We start from the raw sequence: 21660 nt of genomic DNA, 5'->3' as shown, positions 1-21660 counted from the left end.
CCTTCAACAGCGTGGTGACAAGCTTTAGCTTAAAACGTCCAAAAATAGTAAAAAACACCATAAAACTAAGCCAAACATTAGTTATTCACTAATTATTGCTAGCTTGTGCAAATTTAACCACAATTTAAAAGGCTGACTCAAAATCACCAACCATTAGTTAAACTAATCCACAAGAAAAAACTTAATAAAAATAAATCACCTGTTTGGGCGCATCCAGTTAGCCATTTTGTGGATGTAAATCCCTCCAATAACGAATCAGCGATTTCGCTTAGCTTAGTACAAGCTAGCTTTACGACACGAAGAGCCTAGCCAAATATAGACACAGCCCGAATTAAGTATTTACTGCTCTCCAAAGTAGTAAACGTTAGCGTTGTAAGCACTAAATAATAGCAATTCAAAGCAATAAATAGATATTAAAGAAAACTCAGCTGGTTATTCATGAAAGCCAAGCTTTTATGTGACATCTGTAATAACTAAAAATAACCACCAAAAAAACATCAGCTTTTACTGATTAAGATCAATAATAATAAACATATTTATCATCTAACCTGTAAGTGAATGAATTATGAAGGGATCTCAAATGAATTCACTTAATGAGTTAAAAGGTAAGCTACGATTAATATTCAAATCACCTAACTTAAACATTTCCTTAAAATACAGTCTTGCAAAAAATGAAGGACCTTTTTTTAGCGAGTTCACACGATCATTTTATAAAGAAGTAACAAGACGACATCCTAAAATGCCAATATTTGGCCGAATGACCCGTGGAGTAGCGGTTTGTACGTTGGGTGCCGACTACGATTCATATTTTAAGTCTCTAGAAAGTTCAGCTCGAAGAAACGTAAGAAAAGCGTTGCGCATGGGTTATGTATTCGAACCTATCATTTACAATGACTACCTTGATGAGATTTACGAAATCCGCTGCTCGACTAGCGTTCGCCAAGGGGCAATGGACGCAGAAATGTTGAATAACAAGCCAAAGCCTAACACTGATAAAAAATCTAAGAGTGGCACCCATAACTATCCATACTTTGGAGTATTTGATAGCAACAGAAAACTAGTCGCTTATGCGGGCTGTATAGTCGCCGGAGAACTTCTTGAGCTTTCACATTTTTTTGGGCACAAAGATTACCAAAAAGATGGAATCGTCCCCTTACTTATTACCGAAATTGCCAGAAAAAGCATTGAGGGCTACTCAGGTGTTAAATACTTCGTTTACGGTTCATATGTAAACTCTTCTGAAACATTAGCTCGATTCAAAAAGAAACTGATGTTTAAGCCTTACCATGTGCATTGGAAATTACACTGATGAAGCAGTTTGTTTATTCACTCGACTTTAATGAAGTTCTTCCTTGTGAAAAGAAAGATCATTCTTCTAAAAGCAAGATGGTGATTATTGATAGTTTCACCTCATTTATTAGAAATATAAGCATGCTGAGCGACCATTTTGGCTCAGGAAGAGCACTCTTAAAGCTTCTGTTAAAAATCTCGTTGAAGAGAAGTTCAATGTATTGCTCTGGAACTAAGAAAACACTTTATAGCCACGGATTCATTACTTATGGCCGCTGCAAGCATTACCCAGTAGAACTCTCCGACGCAGTTATTGGTCCTGTGTTTACTAACAAAAACATGCGTGGACAAGGACTAGCAACCCGAGCTCTCGTTTTTGCAACGCAACACATACAAGCTAGGAACAAATCTAAAAGGATTATTATCGACACTAGTGAAAACAACTACGGGATGCAGATAGCAATAAAAAGAGCAGGATTCAATGGACCGATAATGGAGTTTCAACGTGACGAATGTTAAGCAGCAGTAGCTTAATTTCAAGCCTGACAGAAAAATAGTTACGCGTTGGCAATCTATGCGCTGATGCTCCCGCAGAGTGTTCATCAATGAGTACAACAACTCAATGTCCTCATCGGGCACCACTCTCAATAAGCTTAACCACTAAAAGCGCCGGCACTTAGCTTAAGTGTCAACGCTAAAACTTAGGCTTTTAAACTAGCTCGCTTCGGTAAGTCACCTTCTAAACCCAAGGCGCGGCGCATCGCTTGTTGCTTGAGCGGTTCGGCCTTATCCACCAAACTCATGCCTACTCCACGCAGTAACTTAAGTGCTGGGTTGGCGTTGCCAAATAAGCGTTTAAAAAACTCCATTGAGGCGATCATTTGGCTGGCTTCGCTTTTACGCCAACGCTCAAAGTGGCGCAGATTGGCGTAGTCGTTAATGCTCTTGCCTGCTTGTTGCATTGCAATTAGCTCTTGCGCTAGCGCGGCAGCATCCATTAATCCTAGATTTACACCCTGCCCAGCTAAGGGGTGAATGGTGTGGGCGGCATCGCCAATAAGGGCAAAACCTTTACCGGCAAAATCGCGTGCGTAACGCATCCGCAGCGGGAAGCCGGCACACTCTCCTACTCGTTCACACAAACCTAAGCGATTATCAAAAACCATGGTAAGTTGCTTATTAAACTCAGCCTCGCTCATGGCTTGCAGCTCTGCGGCTCTGTCGGGGGAAACCGACCAAACAATCGAACAGGTATTAACATCACTTAATGGTAGAAAAGCTAAAGGCCCTTCAGGGGTAAATATTTGACGGGCACAATCTTGATGCGGTTCCGCAGTTTTAATGGTGGCCACAATAGCAGTGTGCTGGTAATCCCAATAGGTAAGAGGAATATCTAGTTGCTGGCGCAACCAAGAATTTGCGCCATCTGCTGCCACCAGCAGTTTAGAGCTTAAGCCTTGGCCATTGGCAAAACTTAACCATGATTCACTATCGCCGCGGTGCAATTTGTCTACAGCCTGCTCAATAATAGTAACATTGCTCTGCTGGCTAACTTGCTGCCATAAGGCATGGCGAATAATGTCGTTTTCTACAATGTGACCAATGTTTGGCACCATCATCTTTTCTGCTTGAAAACGAATTTTAGCAAAGCTGTCGTGCTCCCAAACTTGCATGTCGTTATAAGGCGCAACTCGCTGCTCTACTATGCTTTGCCATACTCCTAGCGATTGTAAAAACTGTTGAGAAGACAAACTAAGAGCACTCACTCGCAAGCTGTATTCGCTCAGCTCTGGCGGCTGTGAGGGTTTGGGTTCAACAATAGCGATACGTAATGGGCTGTCGGCCAGTGCGCTGGCTAAGGCCAAACCTACCATTCCACCACCAATAATTGTTAAATCAACCGCTTGCATTTGCCTGTCCTAGTGCTTGTTAAGAGAGATATAAACCTAAGCTTTGTTTCGCTAGCAGCGATTTAAAGCGAGGTGAAAGTTGCATAGCCATAAGGCCAAGATTACGCGGAACCACCGAGGTTTTGTCGTTACTGGCAAACAAACTAGCCAGCGTAGATGTCATAGAGATAGTGCGAGCATTATCTTGCTCACGCGCTTGTTGGTATGCATCTAATAGGCTGTGCGCGCCTAGATCTCCGCCGCAGCTCCACTGCTGTTGAATCAGTTCCGCTAGGGCTGCCACATCGCGCAGCCCTAAATTAAAGCCCTGTCCGGCAATAGGATGCAGCGCATGGGCAGCATTGCCTAGTACCAATAAACGGTGACTAAATAAGCGTGGATAGTGGCGCAGTACCAGTGGGTAAGCAACACGTTTGCCTACTCCAATAAATCGCCCAGCACGGTAACCAAAAGCGCGCTGTAGCTCCGCTAAAAACTCGCTTTCACTGGCCGCTTGTAAGCGCTGAGCATCTTCGCCAGTAAGTGACCAAACCACCGACCAACGATTGTCGATCATGGGTAATAGCGCTAATGGTCCATCTTCGGTAAAGCGTTCAAAGGCGCGACCAGCAAGATCTTGCTCGGCCTGTACATTGGCAATTAAGGCGAACTTGCCAAAATCATGTTGCTGTTGATTGCCAATTTGTTTGCCCACTAAAGACTCGGCACCATCTGCGCCAACTAACAAGCTGGCGCTAATGGTTTGCTGCTTATCTAGCTCTACGAAAACTTGCTCAGACTGCTGCTCAATCTTGTTTACCTTGTTAGGACAAAACAGCTGCACCTGTTGGCGTTGGCTAAGTAGTGTGTGAAACTCTCGACCAGCGTGTTCTAGCTCTATCACTTGCCCTAGAGCATCAAGCTGATACTCCTGAGCATCTAAGGTGGTATACCCGCAATGGCCACGATCTGAAACATGAATATGCTCTATGGCGCAGGTGTGTGGCGCTAAGTATTGCCACAAGTTTTGCTGTTTAAGCCACTGCTCTGAGCCAGCCGATAAAGCAATCGCTCGACCATCAAAGCCTGGGTGCTGGCCAAAATTTAGCTCGGCGGCCTCGATAACCGCAATGCGTAATGGCTGCTCAGTGCGGCCATTACTTAAGGCCAAGGCGAGGCTTGCGCCTGCCATGCCCGCACCCACAATGGCAATATCAAAGTGCTGATACTGCTCTTGGTCTTGGATTTGGGCCTTGCTCATACTAGCCATTTGCCATTAACGCTTCTATTTCGGCAATAGATTTAGGCACATCGCTGGTAAGAATTTCACGACCTTCGCTGGTTATCACCACATCGTCTTCAATACGAATACCTATGCCTTGATAAGCCGCTGGTACCTCGGCATCAGCAGGAATATACAGGCCAGGTTCAATGGTGATGGCCATGCCTTCTACCAATGGTCGAGTGCGCTTAACATCGTAATAGTCACCCACATCGTGTACGTCTAGGCCAATCCAATGTCCTAAGCCGTGCATGTAATATTCTTTGTAAGCTTCTTCTTCAATAAGTGTGGCTACATCACCTTGCATAATGCCTAAATCAACCAAGCCACTTACCATAATGTTAAGCACTACTTGGTTAACCTCATAAATCGACACGCCCGGCTTTAACATATCTAAAGCGGCTAACTGGGCGTCTAAAACCACCTTGTAAAGCTTGGCTTGCTCTGGGCTAAACTTGCCGTTTACCGGGAAGGTGCGGGTAATGTCTCCGGCATACATTTGGTATTCGGCGCCTGCGTCAATCAACACTAAATCGCCATCTTGCATCACGCTTTCGTTCTCGGTGTAATGCAGAATACAGGCGTTGTCGCCAGCACCAACAATGGTGCCGTAAGCGGGTGCGCGCGAGCCAGCCATTAAAAATTCGTGATGAATTTCGGCTTCTAACTGGTATTCCCACATGCCTACTTTACAACTGCGCATAGCACGCACATGACCAGCGGCAGAAATCTCACCCGCTTTGCGCATTAGTGCTACTTCGTCGGCAGATTTTATCAAGCGCATTTCATCAACAATTGGTCGCCAATCTTCGATTTGCTTAGGCGCTTTAAAGCCTTGGCGCAAACCATTGCGTAGGCATTCGATGGCAGCAAAAATTTGTTGATCGTAAGCCGGGTAACGCCCTTGTGCTAAATACACCTTATCTAAACCATCTAGCTCAAGATGTAAGTGCTCACCTAGCTCTTCTATGGCGTGGGCTTTATCCATGCCTAAACTAGAAACAGCCTGTTCTTGACCTAAACGGCGGCCTTGCCAAATTTCGGCAAGCTTATCTTTACGGCGATTAAACAACACGGTGCGAGTTTCGCCAGCGTGTTTGATCAGCAATAACAATGCGCTGGGCTCGTTAAACCCAGAGAAGTAATAAAAGTCGCTGTCTTGGCGAAAGGGAAACTCAGTATCGCGGCTGCGCGTTTGTTCTTCGGCAGCACAGAAAATCGCAACACTGTTGTCTGACATGGCAGCAAATAACTGCTGACGACGTTGTAAAAACACAGCAACTCCTTGGCTTATGAGTGTTTAATGCAATGTAGGTTGTTGTTGGTCGCTATCACTGGCAGTTAGGTGAGCAAAGATAGTTATAGCGCCAATACGCACGTACTCCACTACTTGGAAAAGTGCTTGTTCGTTTTCTTCTTCGTCATCATCTAAATCGGAAGATAATTGGCTAATTTCGGTAAAGTCTTTAACCAGTTCTTGTACATCTTCCGAGAGTTTATTCAGGTCGTTTTGCACTACCCCAAACCCCACCAAAAAGCTTTGCACCCATTGGGCTAAAGCTTCGGTGCGCTCTTCAACCACTACTTCGTCATCGGGCAGCATTAATTGAAAACCTAACAAGCTGTCGCTCATACCACTGTGGGTAGCTTCCATTACAATTTTTAGCTGCTTTTTAATCTCAACAGGTAGGCCTTGGCCATCGTTAATCAGCGCATTAATCTGGCTCATCCAGTCGCCATCACTGGGTAAACCCGCTGCCAGTAGGCCGCTTAACAGACCATGAACTTCGGCAGGGCTTACCAATATTTTTGAACCTATGAGTAGTTCACCCAGATCTTCGTAATCTGGATATGCAATTTTAGTCACATTAAATACCTAGCTACTTTTAGTTGGCTAATCCTAACACTGCTTAAGGGTAGCAGCCATTTTTAAACCTATATTTAGTGGCAGTTTAAGGGCTATTTCTGCTGAGCTTCTTTCAGCTGTTGGCGGCGCAAGCGCACTCGCTCAATATATTGATCGCGAAACAGTTTAATTAAGGTGCTTTCTTGCTGGCGAATAAATCGCGCCGACATGTGAGTGGCCTTGGTAAATTGCAGGCATAGTTGTGGGTAAGGATCGCGCTTGTTTTCAATCTTGCGAATAATTCTCGCCTCGAACTGATGCTCGTAACCTTCGGTACTGTAAAGCAGGCTTAAGTCTTCGAATTCGTCTTGGAGATCTTTAGGCAGGTAGTCAACAATTTTGCTTAGGTCTTTATGAAAAATGATCCGCCCCACCAATATTTTACTGGATATAGGCAAAGGCTCCGCTGAAGATCGCCATTGGATACGGCAACCACCTTCAGATACATCCAATACAGGGAAAACATGATCACCTAAGTACATCATCGGCATGAACTGCGCAGCGTAAGCGTCTTTCACTTCTGATTTTTTGCGGCCTTGAGGGTCAACATTGGCAATTTTAGTGTTAACCATTTTTATGAGGAGCTGAATCAAACGCACTGGGTAAACAATGCGATAAAATCTGCGACGTTCATCGGCAAAACTGCCTGCTTGCGCCATGAAGCTTTGTATCCTGTTACCTAAAAAACTTTGTAAACTGGCGTTAGCGTTAACGCTCAAATAATTATAGTTGGCTATGGTGGACAAATCGTTAGTGATATTCAAGCAAACAAACTGGGTTTTATGAGACCGATAACGCAGATTTGTTTAGCTTTACAGCAAACTGCTCGTTATTGCCGCAGCTTGCACCAAGCCGCAGCAACAATGGTTGCAAGTTAACGCGCTGCGCTATATATTCAGTCGATAATAGAGTTTAGCTAAGGCGAATCATGACGCAGGGCGTAGACATAATATTGTTAGGCAAGAACTACCGAGTAGCTTGCCCGGTAGGTGAAGAAGATAAACTTCGCCAAGCCGCCGACGAATTATCTCAACGTTTAGAAGCGCTCAAAGAAAAGAGCAGCGTTAATAGTACCGAGCACTTAGCCATTATGGTTGGTTTGCACCTCTCTTACGAGCTGCATAACGAACAAGCAAAAAATCAGAATTATGCTGATAACATGAATCAGCGCATAGTAGAGCTACAAAACACCATTGAACGCGCCTTGCTAGAGCAGAGCCAACCAGTGGGTAATGTTGAATAGAGTACTCGCAGGGTATTCGAAGTTTTACTACAGTGTATAAAGAGTTTAGTTTCCTGGGGTGTTCGCCAGTTGGTGATGTCCCTGAGCCGATAATTGTATCTTAAGGGTAATTTTTCCCTGCTATTGAGCATGCTCAGCCCGACTGAGAAGCCTACGGTAGGGTCTTGTTTCCCGCCTTGAACCTCATGGTTCAAGGGCTAAAATCAACAGCGGCACTCTGGGTACTTCTTTCTTCCTCTAATGGTTTCCCCCTTCATAAGAACCTCATGGCTCAAAGGCTAAAAACAACACATCAGTCAGTTACTTCTTTCCTTTAAAGACACGATTTCCCTTTCCATAAGAACCTCATAGCTCAAGGGCTATAATCAACAGCGGTATTCTGGGTACTTATTTCCCAAAAAACCGACCCACAAATAGTAATCACACACTCGATAGCCAAGACTGTGCTTTTCAATCCCATCATCTTCGCCGAGTAGCGCAAATGAACAAGGGAGCAGAGTTGAAGTCTGTTTGAGCGTAGCGAGTTACTTCGACTCCCTTGTGAATGCGCAACGGAGGATCTAAGAAGATGCAGGGCGAGTTTTCTTTTTGCTTAGCTAAGCTTTGCTCGTTGAAGCTTAATGACGTCGCCGCAGGCGAAAGCCTTTACTCTATAGTTAACACATAAAGGAGCAAAACCTATTTAGTGCACCCAAACAGTTCATATTCCAATTACCCCACATAAAACCTCAGTAACTCCCGCATCCATTTATCGCTAGTTAAAACACTTTATCAACTTAGCTAACCGTTTATCGCATTCAAACCAGTTCCCTTAGCCACTCTCGTAAGCTAATGCTCAAAGGACACGTTTTAACTAGGAAAAGTTTTGGCTCAATTTCGTTTTATTTGGCTGCTATTGTTTACCAGTACCTTTAGCCAAGCAGCTTGGCAACAGCAATGGCATTTAGAACTAGATAGCGGTTTTGCTAGCGCTTCAAATAGCCCGGTGTTCGACAGTGAAGACCAATGGTTTGGCGATGCAGCCCTGCGCTGGTTTCCTCAATATGGCAATGTACAAGGGCAGCTAGTTGCTTTAAGCCAAGCCAAACAAAAACAAGACAACCAGCATGACTTAATTGTGGCCGAGCTATTCTGGAAAACCGAGTTAGCCGAACGAGACTTGTTAGTTGGTAAACAACGCATCGACTTAGGCGTAAGTTATGGTTTTCGCCCTTTAGATATGTTCCTGCCTTATCGGCGTAACCCGGTAGCCATCCAAGTAGAAGAAGGGGTGGGCGTATTAAGCCTTAGCCAGTTTAGTGGCAATGGCGAATATGCTTTATTTTATACCGACTCTTACCTAGCAACCGAATCAGAAGGTCTACAGCAACGCGGCCTAGGTTTACGTTGGTACCAACTTAATAACGATAGCGAATGGCAGGCAGTAAGTTATTACGATAATAAACGCGCGCTTAACCTAGGTGGAACTTGGGTCACCACCTTTGGCGATGCTTGGGAAGTACATGCCGAGAGCCGTTACCAGCAGCATTATCAGCGCAGTGTTAGCCAACTAAACAGCAGCAACATTGGTCAAGTATCACCAGTAATCGAACAAGAATTTAATCATGGCTTTCAAGCCTTAATAGGTATGACCTGGGCAAATTTAAATGGTGATAACCTTATCCTAGAATATTGGTTTGATAACCGCGCGCTAAACCAAACACAATGGCAACACGTCGCCGATATTAGTTATTACTTACAGCAACAAAGTGGCGACATTAGCAACTTACGTTTTTCCCAAGGTGAAGTGTTTAATGGTCAAAATTTGCTGCAACACAATGTAATGCTGCATTGGCATCGTGACATAGAAGACTGGCAACCGGCGTTTGATTTAATGCTAGCGCCAGAAGACGGTGGCGTGATCGCAACAGCAAGGCTGGATTACGAATTTAGCCAAGGATGGACGCTTGGCGCAAGGCTGCGCTATCTTGGTGGAGCGAGTGATGCGGTATATAGCTTATTACCGGAAAATAAAGTTGGCTTAATAAAACTCGAGGGACTCTTTTGAACAATAAATGCCTTTTATCAGTGTGGCGCTCGTTGGCAATTTGCGCGCTGTTTTCCTTCCCCATTGCCTACCTCACCAATGCAATTTGGGGCGGTCCCTATTGGATGCATTTTGTTATTGCCTTAGGTTTTGGCACAGTAGGCACTTGCACCACCATGTTAATTGATACCATGTTTCCAAAGATGAGTAGCTTTTGGGCATTTGTACTGAGCGCCCCACTCACCTTAAGCATTGGCAGCGCCCATACTTGGTATTGGATAAGCCCTTATTACGATGACTTTGATTGGCCCTTAATGCTTAAAGTAGTGATTATTGGCTTATTTTTCTGTGCCGTTATTTACTACTACTTTTTTAGCCGCGAGCAAAACCTAAGCATGGCTTCGGCGCTGCAACAAGCAGAGTTAGAAAAGCTAAAAGCGGAGCAAGCACTTACCTACAGCCAACTAAAGTTACTGCAAAGCCAAATTGAGCCGCACTTTTTGTTTAATACTCTAGCTAATTTAAAAGCACTCATCGCAGTAGAGCCCAAACAAGCAGAAATTCTGTTAGATAAATTCACCGAGCTATTAAGAGTTACCCTTAAAAAAAGCCGCCAAGAGAGCATTCGCCTAGAAGATGAGGTAGCAGGTATTAGTGCTTATTTAGCGATTCAGCAAATTCGCTTAGGTGAGCGTTTGCAGTATTCAGTAACGCTTACTTCGCAAGAGCTTAACCAGCGCCAATTGCCACCCATGTTATTGCAGCCTTTAGTTGAAAATGCGGTTTTTCACGGCATTGAACCCAAGGCTGAAGGCGGCCATGTAAATGTGCGCATTAATGTGGCCGAGCAGCGCTGGAAAATAACTATCGAAGATAACGGCATTGGCTTTAAGCAAGCCGCCAAACAAGGCCATGGTTTGGCCTTGAGCAACATCCAAAAACGGCTAGCGAGCTTATTTCCCAATCAAGCTAGTTTACATATTCAAGCTTTAGAAACCGGCGGCACCTTGGCCAAATTGGAGTTTCCATGCGAGCAATAATTGTTGATGACGAACCCTTACTGCGTTTTCATTTAGACAAAATGCTGGGGGAATGTTGGCCAGAGTTAGAGATTGTTGATAAGGCCGGTGACGGCCCAAGCGCCTTAGCCGCTGCTGAGCAACTGGCCGCCGACGTGGTATTTCTGGATATTCGTATGCCCGGCATGACCGGTATTGAAGTGGCACAAAAGCTCAACCAGCTAGCTAAACCACCACATATTGTATTCACCACTGCCTTTGATGAATATGCGATTCAAGCTTTTGAACAACAAGCCGTTGATTATTTGCTTAAACCCATTGATGAGCAGCGCTTATTGCAAACCTGCCAACGTATTCAGCAGCGCCAAACAAGTACTGATGCAAGTCCCAGCTACGACCTTCAAGCATTAGTGCAAGCACTAGACGAAAAGCCCGAATACTTGCAATGGATAAGAGCCAGTAAAGGAGAAGCGGTAGAGCTTATTGCCATCGATCACATTTTGGCCTTTGTGGCGGAAGACAAGTACACCACGGTGCGCAGCCAGCAAGGTGACTACGTTATTCGAACGCCACTTAAAGAGTTGCTAGGCCAAATTGAACCGGGCTTGTTTTGGCAGATTCATCGCTCAACCTTAGTTCGAGTTAACGCCATTAAAAGGGTGAACAAAAACATGCTTGGCAAGCTCACCGTAGCACTAGCAGACAATAGCGAATACCCGGTAAGCCGCAGTGCTAATCATTTATTTAAAGCGATGTAAGCCTTAACGATTAGCCTTGCCCTAGGCATAAAAAAGCCCAGCGCTAAGGCTGGGCAACAGCCTGCTAAGAATTAGCTTGCTTCAGCTTCTGGCTGAAGTTGTTTACGTTTAAGGTGTCTGAAGAAAATACCCACCAGCATAATCAAACCACAGAATCCGTAAGTTTGCAGCAATGTAGGATCATCTGACATTAAGCCGATATCTGAGAACATGATGAACGCGCCCAATACCATGTAAAGCACAATGGCCGATGCTTCAAAACGAAACTCCCAAGGTGTTACATCCATGTCTTTGTTAATAGGCATAACGTAGTCTTGTTCGCGTGGTTTAAAGGCACCAATTACAAACATTAAGATGGTACAAACCACAAACAAGATGGCTAACTGGTGTAGGAAGTGCAAAGGCGTTTCAAACACTAACTGCATCGCAGCGTAAGACGATACAAACACCACCAAGGCTACTTTGGCAGCGATAGCTGGAACACGCTTAGAAATGTAGCCAACAAATACAATGGTAAAAATTGGTACACTAAAGAATCCCGCAACCATTTGTAAGTATTGGAATAAACCTTCTGGCGCAAACATAATAAATGGTGCAATACACACTGCAATTATGGCAATCAACACACCAAATACACGGCCCTTAGCCACCAACTCTTGGTCTGATTTACCGTGACCAAACAAAGGCTTGTATACATTAAGGGCAAACAAGGTGGTTGAGCTGTTTAACACTCCGTTAAAGGTACTAAGAATGGCACCAAACATTACCGCCACAAAAAAGCCCACTAGTGGTTTTGGTAATACTTCGTTTACTAAGCGGGTATACATTGTATCTGGGTTACCTGCATCTGCACCGAACATATGAAAGGCAATAATCCCGGGAATAATTAAGAACAATGGTGAAATAACTTTAATACCACCGGCTAAAATTACCCCTTTTTGTCCTTCTTTAAGGTTTTTAGCCCCTAAAGCACGTTGGATAATAGATTGGTCGGTTCCCCAGTAGTACAAGTTTACTAACAGCAAACCGGTAAACAGGGTTGAGAATGGTAGTGGATCAGTTGAGGTGCCCACCGACTGCAGCTTCTCTGGAGCAACCGTAACAATTTGATGTAAGCCATCACTAAAGCTACCGCCACCTAACACCATTAGGCCAAATACCGGAATCATTAAGCCGCCAATTATTAAGCCTACACCGTTAATGGTATCGGCAATCACTACCGCTTTTAAGCCACCGTAAATGGCATAAAAGAAGCCTAAAACACCAATAGTGGCAGAAATAATCGCAATAGCCGCAAACTCAGACACACCCAGTAAAGTTTGAATATCGAAGATTTCACCTAACACCACCGCGCCGGCGTACAAAGTAGTAGGCAGAATGTTAATCACGTACTGGCATAGGAACAGCAAGGTGACAAACTTCTTCACCGATAAGTCATAACGGCTTTCTAAAAAGTCTGGAATGGTGGTAATACCTTGCTTTAGATAGCGAGGCACTAACAGCAAGGCAATAATAATCAGGGTAACACCCGAGGCCACTTCCCAGCCCATTACACTCATATTGTGCGTGTAAGACTGCGCACTCATACCCACAAAACTGGTGGCACTTAAGTTAGTTAAAATTAACGAGCTGGCAATTAAGCCACCGGTTAAGCTGCGGCCACCCAAAAAGTAGCCATCTTGGGAATCGTGCTTGTTTTTCTTAACTTTGTTGTAGGTAAATACCCCCACAAAGCCAGTAAACAGCAGGAACGATAAGAACACTGTTATAGACATGGTTAATCCTTCAAAAAGTTGGCGAGCGGCAATCACTGACCACTCGGTTGATACTAAAAACTCAATAACTAAATTCGTTTCAGGTGCACCATTAGCGCTGACTCGGGGTCGAGGATCGGCAGGGTTAAGCCAATTTCACGCAGGTTATCGCCACTCAAGGTGAGGGTTTTATCTAACCAACTTGGGCGCTGTTTCATTAACTGGAAACTGGTCTCTGGCATTTCTACCAACTTCACTTGGTAGCTTGCTCCCGGCTCTACACAGCTAATGCGCAGAGGTGCAGGTAAGGCGTAATCTGGCATCGCTAACTGGCATACCGTGATCAACATTTCGTCGTCACTTTGCACGCCATTAATGTGTTGGCGATGATCCGAAGCATTTAAGCGAAAGCTTCGGCCACTGTGTAACAACTGACGATATTCTTTGTGCAGCGCAATGTAGTGAGCAAAGGCTTGTTTTTCTTCGCTAGCCACTTTAACTGGGTCTAGCTCTACACCCATGTGTCCGCTTAATGCCGTCATGCCACGCATGTTAATGTGATGGCAACGACGGGTTGTATGGCTCTCGTCTGGGCCGATGTGTGCGCCCATCACCTCTGGCGGGAAGAAATAGCTCATGCCACGCTGAATGGTTTGGCGCTCTAATGCATCATTACAATCTGAGGCCCAAAAGCGATGAGTACGTTTTAGAATTTCAAAATCAATGCGGCCACCGCCTGATGAGCAAGACTCGATTTCAACCTTAGGGTGTGTTGCTAGTAATTTGTCTAGCAAGGCATATAGCGCTTTAGTTTGGCCATTAACCGCTGGTCGTCCAACATGCCCTGGCTGTACTAATTCGCGGTTCATATCCCACTTTAAGTACGCGATGTTATAGCGAGTAAGCAGCTCACTTAAACGCTCAAACAAGTAATCAAAACAATCTTGGTTTTGCAGGTTAAGAACGTACTGCCAACGGCCAGAAGGCTGATGATAGCCTTTAAGCTCTAGCACCCACTCTGGATGTTCGCGGAATAGGATAGAGTCTTTACTGATCATCTCAGGCTCAACCCAAAGACCAAACTCCATGCCTTGTTGATTTACATGCTCAATAACCGGCTCTAGGCCATTGGGGTATTTTTTCTCATCTAAATACCAATCACCTAAGGCACTGCGCTCGCCACTGCGACCGACAAACCAACCATCGTCGATAATGAAACGCTCCACCCCCATTTCCGCGGCTTCGCTGGCCATTTTCATGATGTATTCAGGATCGTGCTCAAAATAAATCCCTTCCCAAGTATTTAGGTGCACGGGGCGAGGTTTATTCTCAGGGAACTTAATAATGTTGGCGCGAACATAGCGGTGGAAGCGATCCGAAATACCATTTAAACCGGTATTGCTAGCACAGGCATACAACCAAGGCGTGCTGTAACTTTGCATGTAATCTAAACGTACTTCGCCAGCTAACAATAACTCACCAGCTTGCACAAAACGTCGGCCATCACTTTTTACATCAGCACGTAACTGATGGTTACCACTCCACCCTAAGTGGAAGCCCCACACCTGACCATTTTGCTGGTCGAAGTTATTGCTACCGGCAAACAAGCCAGGGAAGTTTTCATGCGAAGTACGGCCACGACGGTTCTCTTGCATAAACCCACCATGGGAGAACGCCTGACGGTGCGTTTGGAACTCGCGGCTCCAGCGTCCATGAAAAGTCATCAACTCGTTGGCGTGATGTGGTAAGGGTAAAGTGGCGGAAAGCTTAGTGAGATAGTACTTGGTGTGTTCCAAGTTGGTTACGCTAATGCGCTTTTTCACCACATCACTGTCGTAATCAAGCTCTATTTCAATCTTAAGCTCTAAGTGCGCAACATCATCTCGTAAAGTGAATACAGCACAGCCTTCACTTGAATAATGTTCCGTGGTGGTAAAAACCGGCGCCCAGTCGTAACCATTGCGATGCCCTTCTATTCCGGGGGCATTAAAGTGGCCACTGCCCAGTTCTGGGCAAAGGCTTAAGGGCACATCCACATCTAAACGGGCTTGTGAAATTGGCCGCTCTGTCGATAGCAGAATATCTTCATCTATCTGCTCTATTTTATTGCCCCAATGCAAAATTTCTGGCACTCGCGCCAGCTTAATAATGAGGCTGCAATTTTTGCTACAAAGGTGAACAATCTGACTCATAACAACATCCAAGTGTTTGCGTAAACATTTAGCCGAAATATGCGCCTATTTGGTGTATAAGGCTATTTAATCGCCAGCACAATGTGATCGAGATCGACAGGGAAAACGTTTACTTGTGACATTGATCGAGTTATGTTTTCGAAAACACAGTAACTACTGTAGCGCTAAATCGCGTTTTATTGGCTCAACTAAGATTTCCCTTAAACTGGGTGTTACAATTTGCTTGCTAAAGCGAAACAGTGAACTAAACACAAGGGATTTGCAGGTGAGCGTTACATTTAAACAGGTTGCCGAGTTGGCGGGCGTATCTACACAAACGGTTTCTCGGGTAACCAACGGTGCCAGTAATGTTGCCCAAGAAACACGTGACAAAGTAAATGCCGCTATCGACAAACTTGGTTACGTGCCTAACAAGGGAGCGCAGCTATTAAGTGGCGCTAAATCTAAGGTTATTGGCCTAATTACCCTTGATGTATCGCTGCATGGCATTTCGATTATTGCCAACAACATTCGTATTCAAGCCCAATTGCATGGCTACGGCACCTCGTTTGCGGTGGTGGATGAACACGCCTACCAAAAGATCGTAACAGCAACTCGAGAGTTAAAATCACAACGTATTGAATACATTATTGTGAACCTGCCTCTCACTAAAGAAGAAGCCGAGCAATTGGTAGAGCTGTTCACTGATCTGCATTTTGTCTTTATCGATGTTCCTAATAACAGCCAAGTTAACTCGGTGAGTGCAGCACATCATCAAGGAGCCAGTGAAGCTGCTCAGTTAATGCTTAAGCAGCAACGCCAACGTTTGTTGCTCATTACAGGCCCTCACGATTCAACTGCATCAACGCTGCGTTTACAGGGCTGGCTTAGCCAAATTAAGCACTTTGAGGCTACTGTGGTTGCTCAACTTGAGGGAGACTGGCTGGCCAGCAGTGGCTATCAACTTACTCGTGAAGCATTAAGCAATGGCGCGATTATCGACGGCGTATTAGTTGCGAGTGACCAGATGGCCTTAGGTGTATTACGCGCCCTGCACGAGCATAGCCTAGCAGTGCCGCAACAGGTTGCGGTAATTGGTTTTGATGACAGCGCCGATAGTGCTTATTTCTACCCTCCGCTTACCACCATTAAGCAAAACTTTGCGGCAATATCGGCCCAGGCGGTAGACATGTTGTTTAACGATTCGGCCAGCGAGCCGCCCTTTAAAGCCTCTGTAGCAACCCAGTTAATTGAGCGAGCGAGCACTCAAACCTTAGACTCGAAAACTTACAATAAGGCAAAAATAGAGCAGCTGCTACAGCAAGTTAAAAATGCATTGCCTTAGCAAGTACAGCTAATCTAGTTTGCGCTAAAAGCCGCTTGCAGCGTGCGTACTTTTACGCTGCTCTCTTCAATTAAACTAAACACCTTGGGACGTACTTCGTTAATCCACCATTGATCGTAGAGCTGGCTACAAATCTCTTGGCGACTTTGCTCATCTTTAAACTGCCTCAACCAAACAAACCATTCATCGCCATTGTCGTCACAATATAGGTAGCTATTAATGACATCCACTCCCTTACTTCGTTGGTAGGGCAATATTTCCTTTTCCATCAAATTAAGCCATTGAGCGGTTTTTCCAGGTTTAATTTGGTACTCACGTAATTCAATCACATTCATTTTAGATCCTTTCTCCCTAGGTCAATTCGCTTAAACAAATCGCTGTCGGCTTTTTTTACATTATATAAGTCTTTGATACATCAATTAAAAATCAATATCCATATTTTTTATAAGGTTATATTGATAGGTCTATTTTTTGCTTAACAACAAATAAGTCAGCAATTATTGTAAAACGGAAAAGCTGATTACTATCATCAACTTATAATGGAAATGTAAAATGAAGATACTCCCTTCTTGCTGCTGGGCCTTGGTGCTCGCGGCTAGCATAAACGTAGCCCATGCGGTGCCCTTCTACTTAAATTTAGGTGGTACTAGCACAGCCAAGGCAGACTATTTAACCACTAACATTCATGCTACTTCGGCTCTGCAAAATGGCAACTGTACAGGTGGCTTTTGCAGCCCAGATGTCAACTCAAGCTTTACTGAGTCTGGCAACGGCAATGCTACAGGATTATACCGAAATCCTAATACCCCACTCTATAACGCTGGCTTAAATAATAACTGGGCCATGACCTTTGACTACAACGATTTAAGCGGCGGGTTTACCGATACGGGTGGCGTTAGCTTCGACCAGGGTGGCAACATCAATATTAACTTCACTAGCGTTTTAGGTTACGACCAAAACAGTGGAGAGATTATTTATGGTGACAGCATTAAAGTGGCGCAGCTAGTTGTTAACTCGGGCAGCGCGGTAATGGGTGATGTATCGCTAACCGGGTCTTTTGACTACAGCTGGTACGATGCAGCCATAGACGATGCGCTAGCTGAAGACTTTTTATCTACCGATTACGGCAGCTTATTTGAGTTATGGGAAAACGGAGATAACCTAGTGTGGCAGCTTAACTTTAACATCACCGACAATATGAATACTCCTTACCTTGGTGATGAAGATGAAGCCTTTCGCGATACCATTCTTAACGGTCAATTTGCCATTGTATCGGTTTCAGAGCCTGGAACCTTGGCTTTATTTGGCATCGGCCTTATCGCCCTAGGTTTACGACGCCAACACAAAAAAATCTAATCCTTTAGATCTTGTTATAGGCAGGTGTAGGTTTTTTTACGCACCTGTTTTTTTTGCTTATCGCAATTGAACGCGACTTTGTTGTTAATCACTAAGATAAACAAAAACAAAATAATCGCTGCTTTTGTAAGCTAAATCACATATTGTAATACAATAATATACTATTTTGGTCGCTCAGTCATATAGCAGCTTGTTTGACTCTTTAAACAAATCTAATTGGGTCAAAGCCTTATCCACATAGGTATAGAAGCCGGTGATTACACCCAAGTTAGCTTTTACAAATGAGTACGCGATCAGTAAACAGTTTTGTAGGGGCGGTGCCCGCCCGACTCTCCTCATTGGGCGCCGCTCTTACTTCTTTCTCGCTAAGTTCTGATTCATCCCTCTGCCTACGATTGTGCTTAACTATCTACCGGTAAGTGACCCGTTTTCACCAAGATAATCGTTTCCTGCTCAACAAAAGGGTGATGCTGACTCATATGAGGGCTGCGCAGCCAAGTGAGTTTAGGATAACTACCATGTTCGTCTTTAAACTCTCCCGACAAAACTAAAATTTCTTCCCCACCAAAATGACGATGCGGTTGGAAAATCTCACCGGCTGGCCACTTAACCAATGCAACATGTTCATGCTCAAACTCATGCAAAGGCATTACTTCCAAGCCCCCAATGCCCGGCAACCAAGGTGTTTGCTTAGTATTAACTCTTACCTGAGTAAGGTCGCGCGCATCAAACTGATTAAGTTTCACAAATATCACGCAGCCTTGTTTGCTAAAAGGGCTATGTTTGCTGTCTGGCGGATTACGAATATACGTACCCGCTGGGTAATCGCCATGCTCATCAGAAAACACGCCTTCTAATACCAAGATTTCTTCACCTTGTGGATGTGGATGCTCAGGGAAAAAAGACTCTGGCTGATACTGCACAATGCTGGTTACATGGCCAGATTCTTTGGCTTCTCGCTCTAGCGGTTTACGCAATACCCCAGCAGAGGGGCTAGCTAGCCAATCCATTTGTTCGGTATCGATCGCCAAGGCTTGGTCAAAATTCATGTTGAGCATAATGGTTCCTAAAAAACGCTGTTAACCATTAGAGTTGCTTGCTTGGCAATAAATTTCAAGCCCATGCCCTTAAGCTTGAATTTGTCATTGCCAAGCACTAACGACTGCAGCATGCTAAGGCCGTGTTGTTTTAACTTTGCTAACTCACCACAGGAATGCTTATGTCTGAATACTTCGCCATTGTAGAGTGGCAACGCCAAACCGATGAAGCTTATACCGACAACCATTACAGCCGAGGCCACCATTGGCACTTTGATGGCGGCCAAACTGTTGCAGCCTCGTCGTCACCGCATGTGGTGCCGCTGCCTTACTCGGTAGAAGCAAACGTTGACCCAGAAGAGGCCTTTGTTGCCTCACTGTCTAGCTGCCATATGTTATTTTTCTTATCTATCGCGGCGAAAAACCGTTTGGTAGTGGATAGCTATGAAGACAAAGCGGTAGGAATAATGGCCTTAAATGAGCAAGGAAAAATGGCCATGACAGAGGTAAAGCTCAACCCTAAAGTGATTTTTTCAGGGCAAGAGGTGAGCCTAGCTAAGCTTGAGAAAATGCATCATCAAGCCCACCAGCAGTGTTTTATTGCTAACTCGGTGACCACTAAAGTAACAACCAATATTGTGGTTTAGTGCTAAACCAGCCAATAAAAAAAGCCTTGGTGAGACCAAGGCTTTAATGAATAAGTAACTAGCTTGTTATTTGCTAAGTCTTTTTCTTGAAACACCAAATCCAAGCATCGCAAACATAGCTAACAAAATAGTACTCGGCTCAGAAACCTGCGTTACCGGTAAAGTGCTCTCTACAATGAAAGTAAGTTTATAATCGATACCTTCTACACATTCAGGGCTATAACCTGGAAAATTAACCACATAGGTTTGTGCACAGGTGTGGCCTTGATCAAGCAGGCTACTCAAGTAAATACCTTCAGCAACATCTAAACTTGGTGCATCAAAACTTTTGCCATTTAAACCCAAAACCCCATCTTCTAGTTCAGGAATGGTAAAAATCTCTGGCGTTGTAGAACTCTCTTCAAGGAACCAAGTTGGCGCAGTAGCACCAAATGTACTTTGTTGGCGATAATCAGGTGAAATAGGTGTGCCGAAGGTCCAATTAATACCAAGTAAGTTGGTTCCCCAATCGATACTGGCTCCCACTAAACGCATACCTGCAGTGATGCCAATATTGAAAACATCTCCGCTGTCCAGCGGGCTGTAAATTGAACCATAAAAGGCGTTCTCACCTTCCACTAAATTGAAAAGTGCAACATCATCGACCCCACCAATGGTGTCAAAATCACCAGCAGGCAAACCACCTTCTGCAACTACATCTGCCTCATCAAAAGACCCATTGTAATCAACAACTATCACTCCAGCGTGGGCGTTTCCTAACACCAGTAATAAGCTTAATACCAATGAATGACGTAGATTCAGCATGTTTAATTCCTTTTTAGGATGTAGCAAGTAATTTCCTACATATCACTAAACACGGATGCACTTGTCATACCAAAACACTAATATCTTTTAAAACAAGTAGTTAATAAATAATAAGTGATTCAAAAAAAATATTTGTATAAATAGCTGACATTAAAGCAGTGTTTATAATCTGTAAATTCTAAGATTTTATATTTATTCAGCTTTTAAATGGTGAACTCATCAAGCAGCGCATTTTTCACAGGTAAACAACGCTACCACTCCAAATAACCATTCAACCTCAGCAATGGCAGCGCTAAGGATTAACTTATAAGGTTTTAATGACAATCCAATGCTAGCCGCAATTTACAGAAAAGCGTCGCCATCGATAACGGTACTCTCAATCCATTCATCCTTCGCTATCGGCATTTAGTCCGGCGGTTTTGCCTTTTATCGCATCATGCAGCCGTAAGGGAATATCAATCGTAATCTTGCTCATGTACTCACACTGACAAGGATTGATCATGAAAAAGCTTACTTTAGCCAGCCTACTACTTGTTTGCTCTTATTCAGCAAGCGCTAGCATTAACGAGCAACAACTTGCCTCTTACTTTCAAGCAGCCCAAGGCGACTACTCGCAGCTAGATTCACTGTATAAAGAGCTACAACTCGTCCATCAGCAGCAACCTTCAGACCCTTGGACTTTGTTTTATCTGGGTGGAACCGAGACTTTAAAAGGTGACGATGCTTGGATGCCTTGGACCAAAATGCGCTACACCGAAGATGGCTTAGCACGCATGGATAAAGCCTTAAATATGATTGGAGAAGAGCAATGGCAGCAGCAATATCGCTACCTTCCTCAAGCGATATATATGCAGGCAACGGCCGCAGTAACCTTTACCAGCGTGCCAGACTTTTTTAATTACCAAGACCAAGGCATGCAGCTCTTTAAGCAAGTACTTAATGACCAGCGCTTTTTGCAATCTCCTGCGCAAGCCACTTCTTGGGTGTACCGCTTTGCTGTAGAGGCGGCCTTAAACAATCAGCAACCGGCACTGGCTCAACAATGGTTTAACCAACTACAGCAAAGCGGTGTAAATGATGATTACAGCCAGCTAACCGCGCAGCTAATGGCTAAGCAAAACAAGAGCTAAGGA

General features: G+C 44.4%; 20 protein-coding genes and 1 other RNA gene. 11 read left to right on the top strand and 10 right to left on the bottom strand.

Going from position 1 to position 21660, the window contains the following annotated elements; all coding sequences use genetic code 11:
* Positions 1 to 580: 580 nt before the first annotated feature.
* Together ACYFDN_RS07105 and ACYFDN_RS07100 are read left to right on the top strand one after the other, a co-directional pair.
* Entirely contained in the window at positions 581 to 1309 is a 729-nt protein-coding gene (locus ACYFDN_RS07105; RefSeq protein WP_483510550.1) for a hypothetical protein, read from the top strand.
* Positions 1309 to 1809 carry a GNAT family N-acetyltransferase gene (locus ACYFDN_RS07100; protein ID WP_040307508.1) on the top strand — a complete coding sequence of 167 codons (501 nt, stop codon included), beginning with the start codon at positions 1309 to 1311 and terminating at the stop codon, positions 1807 to 1809. Before ACYFDN_RS07105 ends, ACYFDN_RS07100 begins: the two co-directional genes overlap by 1 nt.
* A 182-nt stretch (positions 1810 to 1991) precedes the next feature.
* On the opposite strand, the gene ACYFDN_RS07095 is transcribed toward ACYFDN_RS07100, so the two are convergent.
* From ACYFDN_RS07095 to ACYFDN_RS07075, 5 genes are all read right to left on the bottom strand, one after another.
* The gene (locus tag ACYFDN_RS07095) at positions 1992 to 3200 is read right to left on the bottom strand and encodes an FAD-dependent monooxygenase (protein WP_483510548.1); all 1209 of its coding nucleotides are present in this window, start codon (positions 3198 to 3200) and stop codon (positions 1992 to 1994) included.
* A 19-nt stretch (positions 3201 to 3219) separates the two neighbouring features.
* Complete coding sequence (gene ubiH, locus ACYFDN_RS07090; RefSeq protein WP_483510546.1) at positions 3220 to 4440, bottom strand: 2-octaprenyl-6-methoxyphenyl hydroxylase; 1221 nt, start codon at positions 4438 to 4440, stop codon at positions 3220 to 3222.
* Position 4441: 1 nt separating this feature from the next.
* A complete protein-coding gene (pepP, locus tag ACYFDN_RS07085; RefSeq protein ID WP_483510544.1) occupies positions 4442 to 5737 on the bottom strand; it encodes a Xaa-Pro aminopeptidase in 1296 nt (431 codons plus the stop codon).
* 24 nt (positions 5738 to 5761) lie between these two features.
* On the bottom strand, positions 5762 to 6328 hold the full coding sequence (locus ACYFDN_RS07080) for a UPF0149 family protein (protein ID WP_016403173.1): 567 nt from the start codon (positions 6326 to 6328) through the stop codon (positions 5762 to 5764).
* A gap of 92 nt (positions 6329 to 6420) precedes the next feature.
* Complete coding sequence (locus ACYFDN_RS07075) at positions 6421 to 7026, bottom strand: hypothetical protein (RefSeq protein ID WP_338622175.1); 606 nt, start codon at positions 7024 to 7026, stop codon at positions 6421 to 6423.
* Between the two features lie 269 nt (positions 7027 to 7295).
* Here ACYFDN_RS07075 and zapA point away from each other — a divergent pair, with 269 nt between their 5' ends.
* From zapA to ACYFDN_RS07050, 5 genes are all read left to right on the top strand, one after another.
* On the top strand, positions 7296 to 7610 hold the full coding sequence (gene zapA / locus ACYFDN_RS07070; RefSeq protein WP_152780319.1) for a cell division protein ZapA: 315 nt from the start codon (positions 7296 to 7298) through the stop codon (positions 7608 to 7610).
* Positions 7611 to 7657: 47 nt separating this feature from the next.
* Positions 7658 to 7838: non-coding RNA, 6S RNA (gene ssrS, locus ACYFDN_RS07065), on the top strand.
* Between the two features lie 637 nt (positions 7839 to 8475).
* Positions 8476 to 9657, top strand: coding sequence for a hypothetical protein (locus ACYFDN_RS07060; RefSeq protein ID WP_483510542.1), 1182 nt, complete (start codon positions 8476 to 8478; stop codon positions 9655 to 9657).
* Positions 9654 to 10676: a sensor histidine kinase gene (locus ACYFDN_RS07055; RefSeq protein ID WP_483510540.1), complete on the top strand. Its 1023-nt coding sequence runs from the start codon at positions 9654 to 9656 to the stop codon at positions 10674 to 10676. The genes ACYFDN_RS07060 and ACYFDN_RS07055 overlap by 4 nt, the downstream gene beginning before the upstream one ends.
* Positions 10664 to 11413, top strand: coding sequence for a LytR/AlgR family response regulator transcription factor (locus tag ACYFDN_RS07050; RefSeq protein WP_483510538.1), 750 nt, complete (start codon positions 10664 to 10666; stop codon positions 11411 to 11413). Before ACYFDN_RS07055 ends, ACYFDN_RS07050 begins: the two co-directional genes overlap by 13 nt.
* 71 nt (positions 11414 to 11484) lie before the next feature.
* On the opposite strand, the gene ACYFDN_RS07045 is transcribed toward ACYFDN_RS07050, so the two are convergent.
* Together ACYFDN_RS07045 and ACYFDN_RS07040 are read right to left on the bottom strand one after the other, a co-directional pair.
* On the bottom strand, positions 11485 to 13188 hold the full coding sequence (locus tag ACYFDN_RS07045) for a solute:sodium symporter family transporter (protein WP_016403182.1): 1704 nt from the start codon (positions 13186 to 13188) through the stop codon (positions 11485 to 11487).
* A gap of 68 nt (positions 13189 to 13256) precedes the next feature.
* Complete coding sequence (locus tag ACYFDN_RS07040) at positions 13257 to 15359, bottom strand: alpha-galactosidase (RefSeq protein WP_016403183.1); 2103 nt, start codon at positions 15357 to 15359, stop codon at positions 13257 to 13259.
* 265 nt (positions 15360 to 15624) lie between these two features.
* Between ACYFDN_RS07040 and ACYFDN_RS07035 the strand changes: the two genes are divergently transcribed.
* Positions 15625 to 16683 carry a LacI family DNA-binding transcriptional regulator gene (locus ACYFDN_RS07035; protein WP_483510536.1) on the top strand — a complete coding sequence of 353 codons (1059 nt, stop codon included), beginning with the start codon at positions 15625 to 15627 and terminating at the stop codon, positions 16681 to 16683.
* A 14-nt stretch (positions 16684 to 16697) separates the two neighbouring features.
* Here the strand turns inward: ACYFDN_RS07035 and ACYFDN_RS07030 are convergent, their stop codons facing one another.
* Complete coding sequence (locus ACYFDN_RS07030; RefSeq protein ID WP_338622181.1) at positions 16698 to 17018, bottom strand: NIPSNAP family protein; 321 nt, start codon at positions 17016 to 17018, stop codon at positions 16698 to 16700.
* Positions 17019 to 17235: 217 nt separating this feature from the next.
* Here ACYFDN_RS07030 and ACYFDN_RS07025 point away from each other — a divergent pair, with 217 nt between their 5' ends.
* Positions 17236 to 18039, top strand: a complete 804-nt coding sequence (locus ACYFDN_RS07025) for a PEP-CTERM sorting domain-containing protein (RefSeq protein ID WP_483510535.1) — start codon at positions 17236 to 17238, stop codon at positions 18037 to 18039.
* A gap of 401 nt (positions 18040 to 18440) precedes the next feature.
* Here ACYFDN_RS07025 and ACYFDN_RS07020 read toward each other — a convergent pair whose 3' ends face one another.
* A complete protein-coding gene (locus tag ACYFDN_RS07020) occupies positions 18441 to 19097 on the bottom strand; it encodes a cupin domain-containing protein (protein ID WP_483510533.1) in 657 nt (218 codons plus the stop codon).
* A 161-nt stretch (positions 19098 to 19258) separates the two neighbouring features.
* Here ACYFDN_RS07020 and ACYFDN_RS07015 point away from each other — a divergent pair, with 161 nt between their 5' ends.
* Positions 19259 to 19723 (top strand): OsmC family protein, encoded by a 465-nt coding sequence (locus ACYFDN_RS07015; RefSeq protein WP_483510532.1) that lies wholly within the window; start codon positions 19259 to 19261, stop codon positions 19721 to 19723.
* A gap of 66 nt (positions 19724 to 19789) precedes the next feature.
* Here ACYFDN_RS07015 and ACYFDN_RS07010 read toward each other — a convergent pair whose 3' ends face one another.
* Complete coding sequence (locus ACYFDN_RS07010; RefSeq protein WP_483510530.1) at positions 19790 to 20527, bottom strand: PEP-CTERM sorting domain-containing protein; 738 nt, start codon at positions 20525 to 20527, stop codon at positions 19790 to 19792.
* Between the two features lie 500 nt (positions 20528 to 21027).
* Between ACYFDN_RS07010 and ACYFDN_RS07005 the strand changes: the two genes are divergently transcribed.
* Positions 21028 to 21657 carry a hypothetical protein gene (locus ACYFDN_RS07005; RefSeq protein WP_483510528.1) on the top strand — a complete coding sequence of 210 codons (630 nt, stop codon included), beginning with the start codon at positions 21028 to 21030 and terminating at the stop codon, positions 21655 to 21657.
* Positions 21658 to 21660 lie beyond the last annotated feature (3 nt).

The organism is Agarivorans sp. D1326, from assembly GCF_056958115.1.
This window is presented reverse-complemented; position numbering and strand designations above follow the sequence as displayed.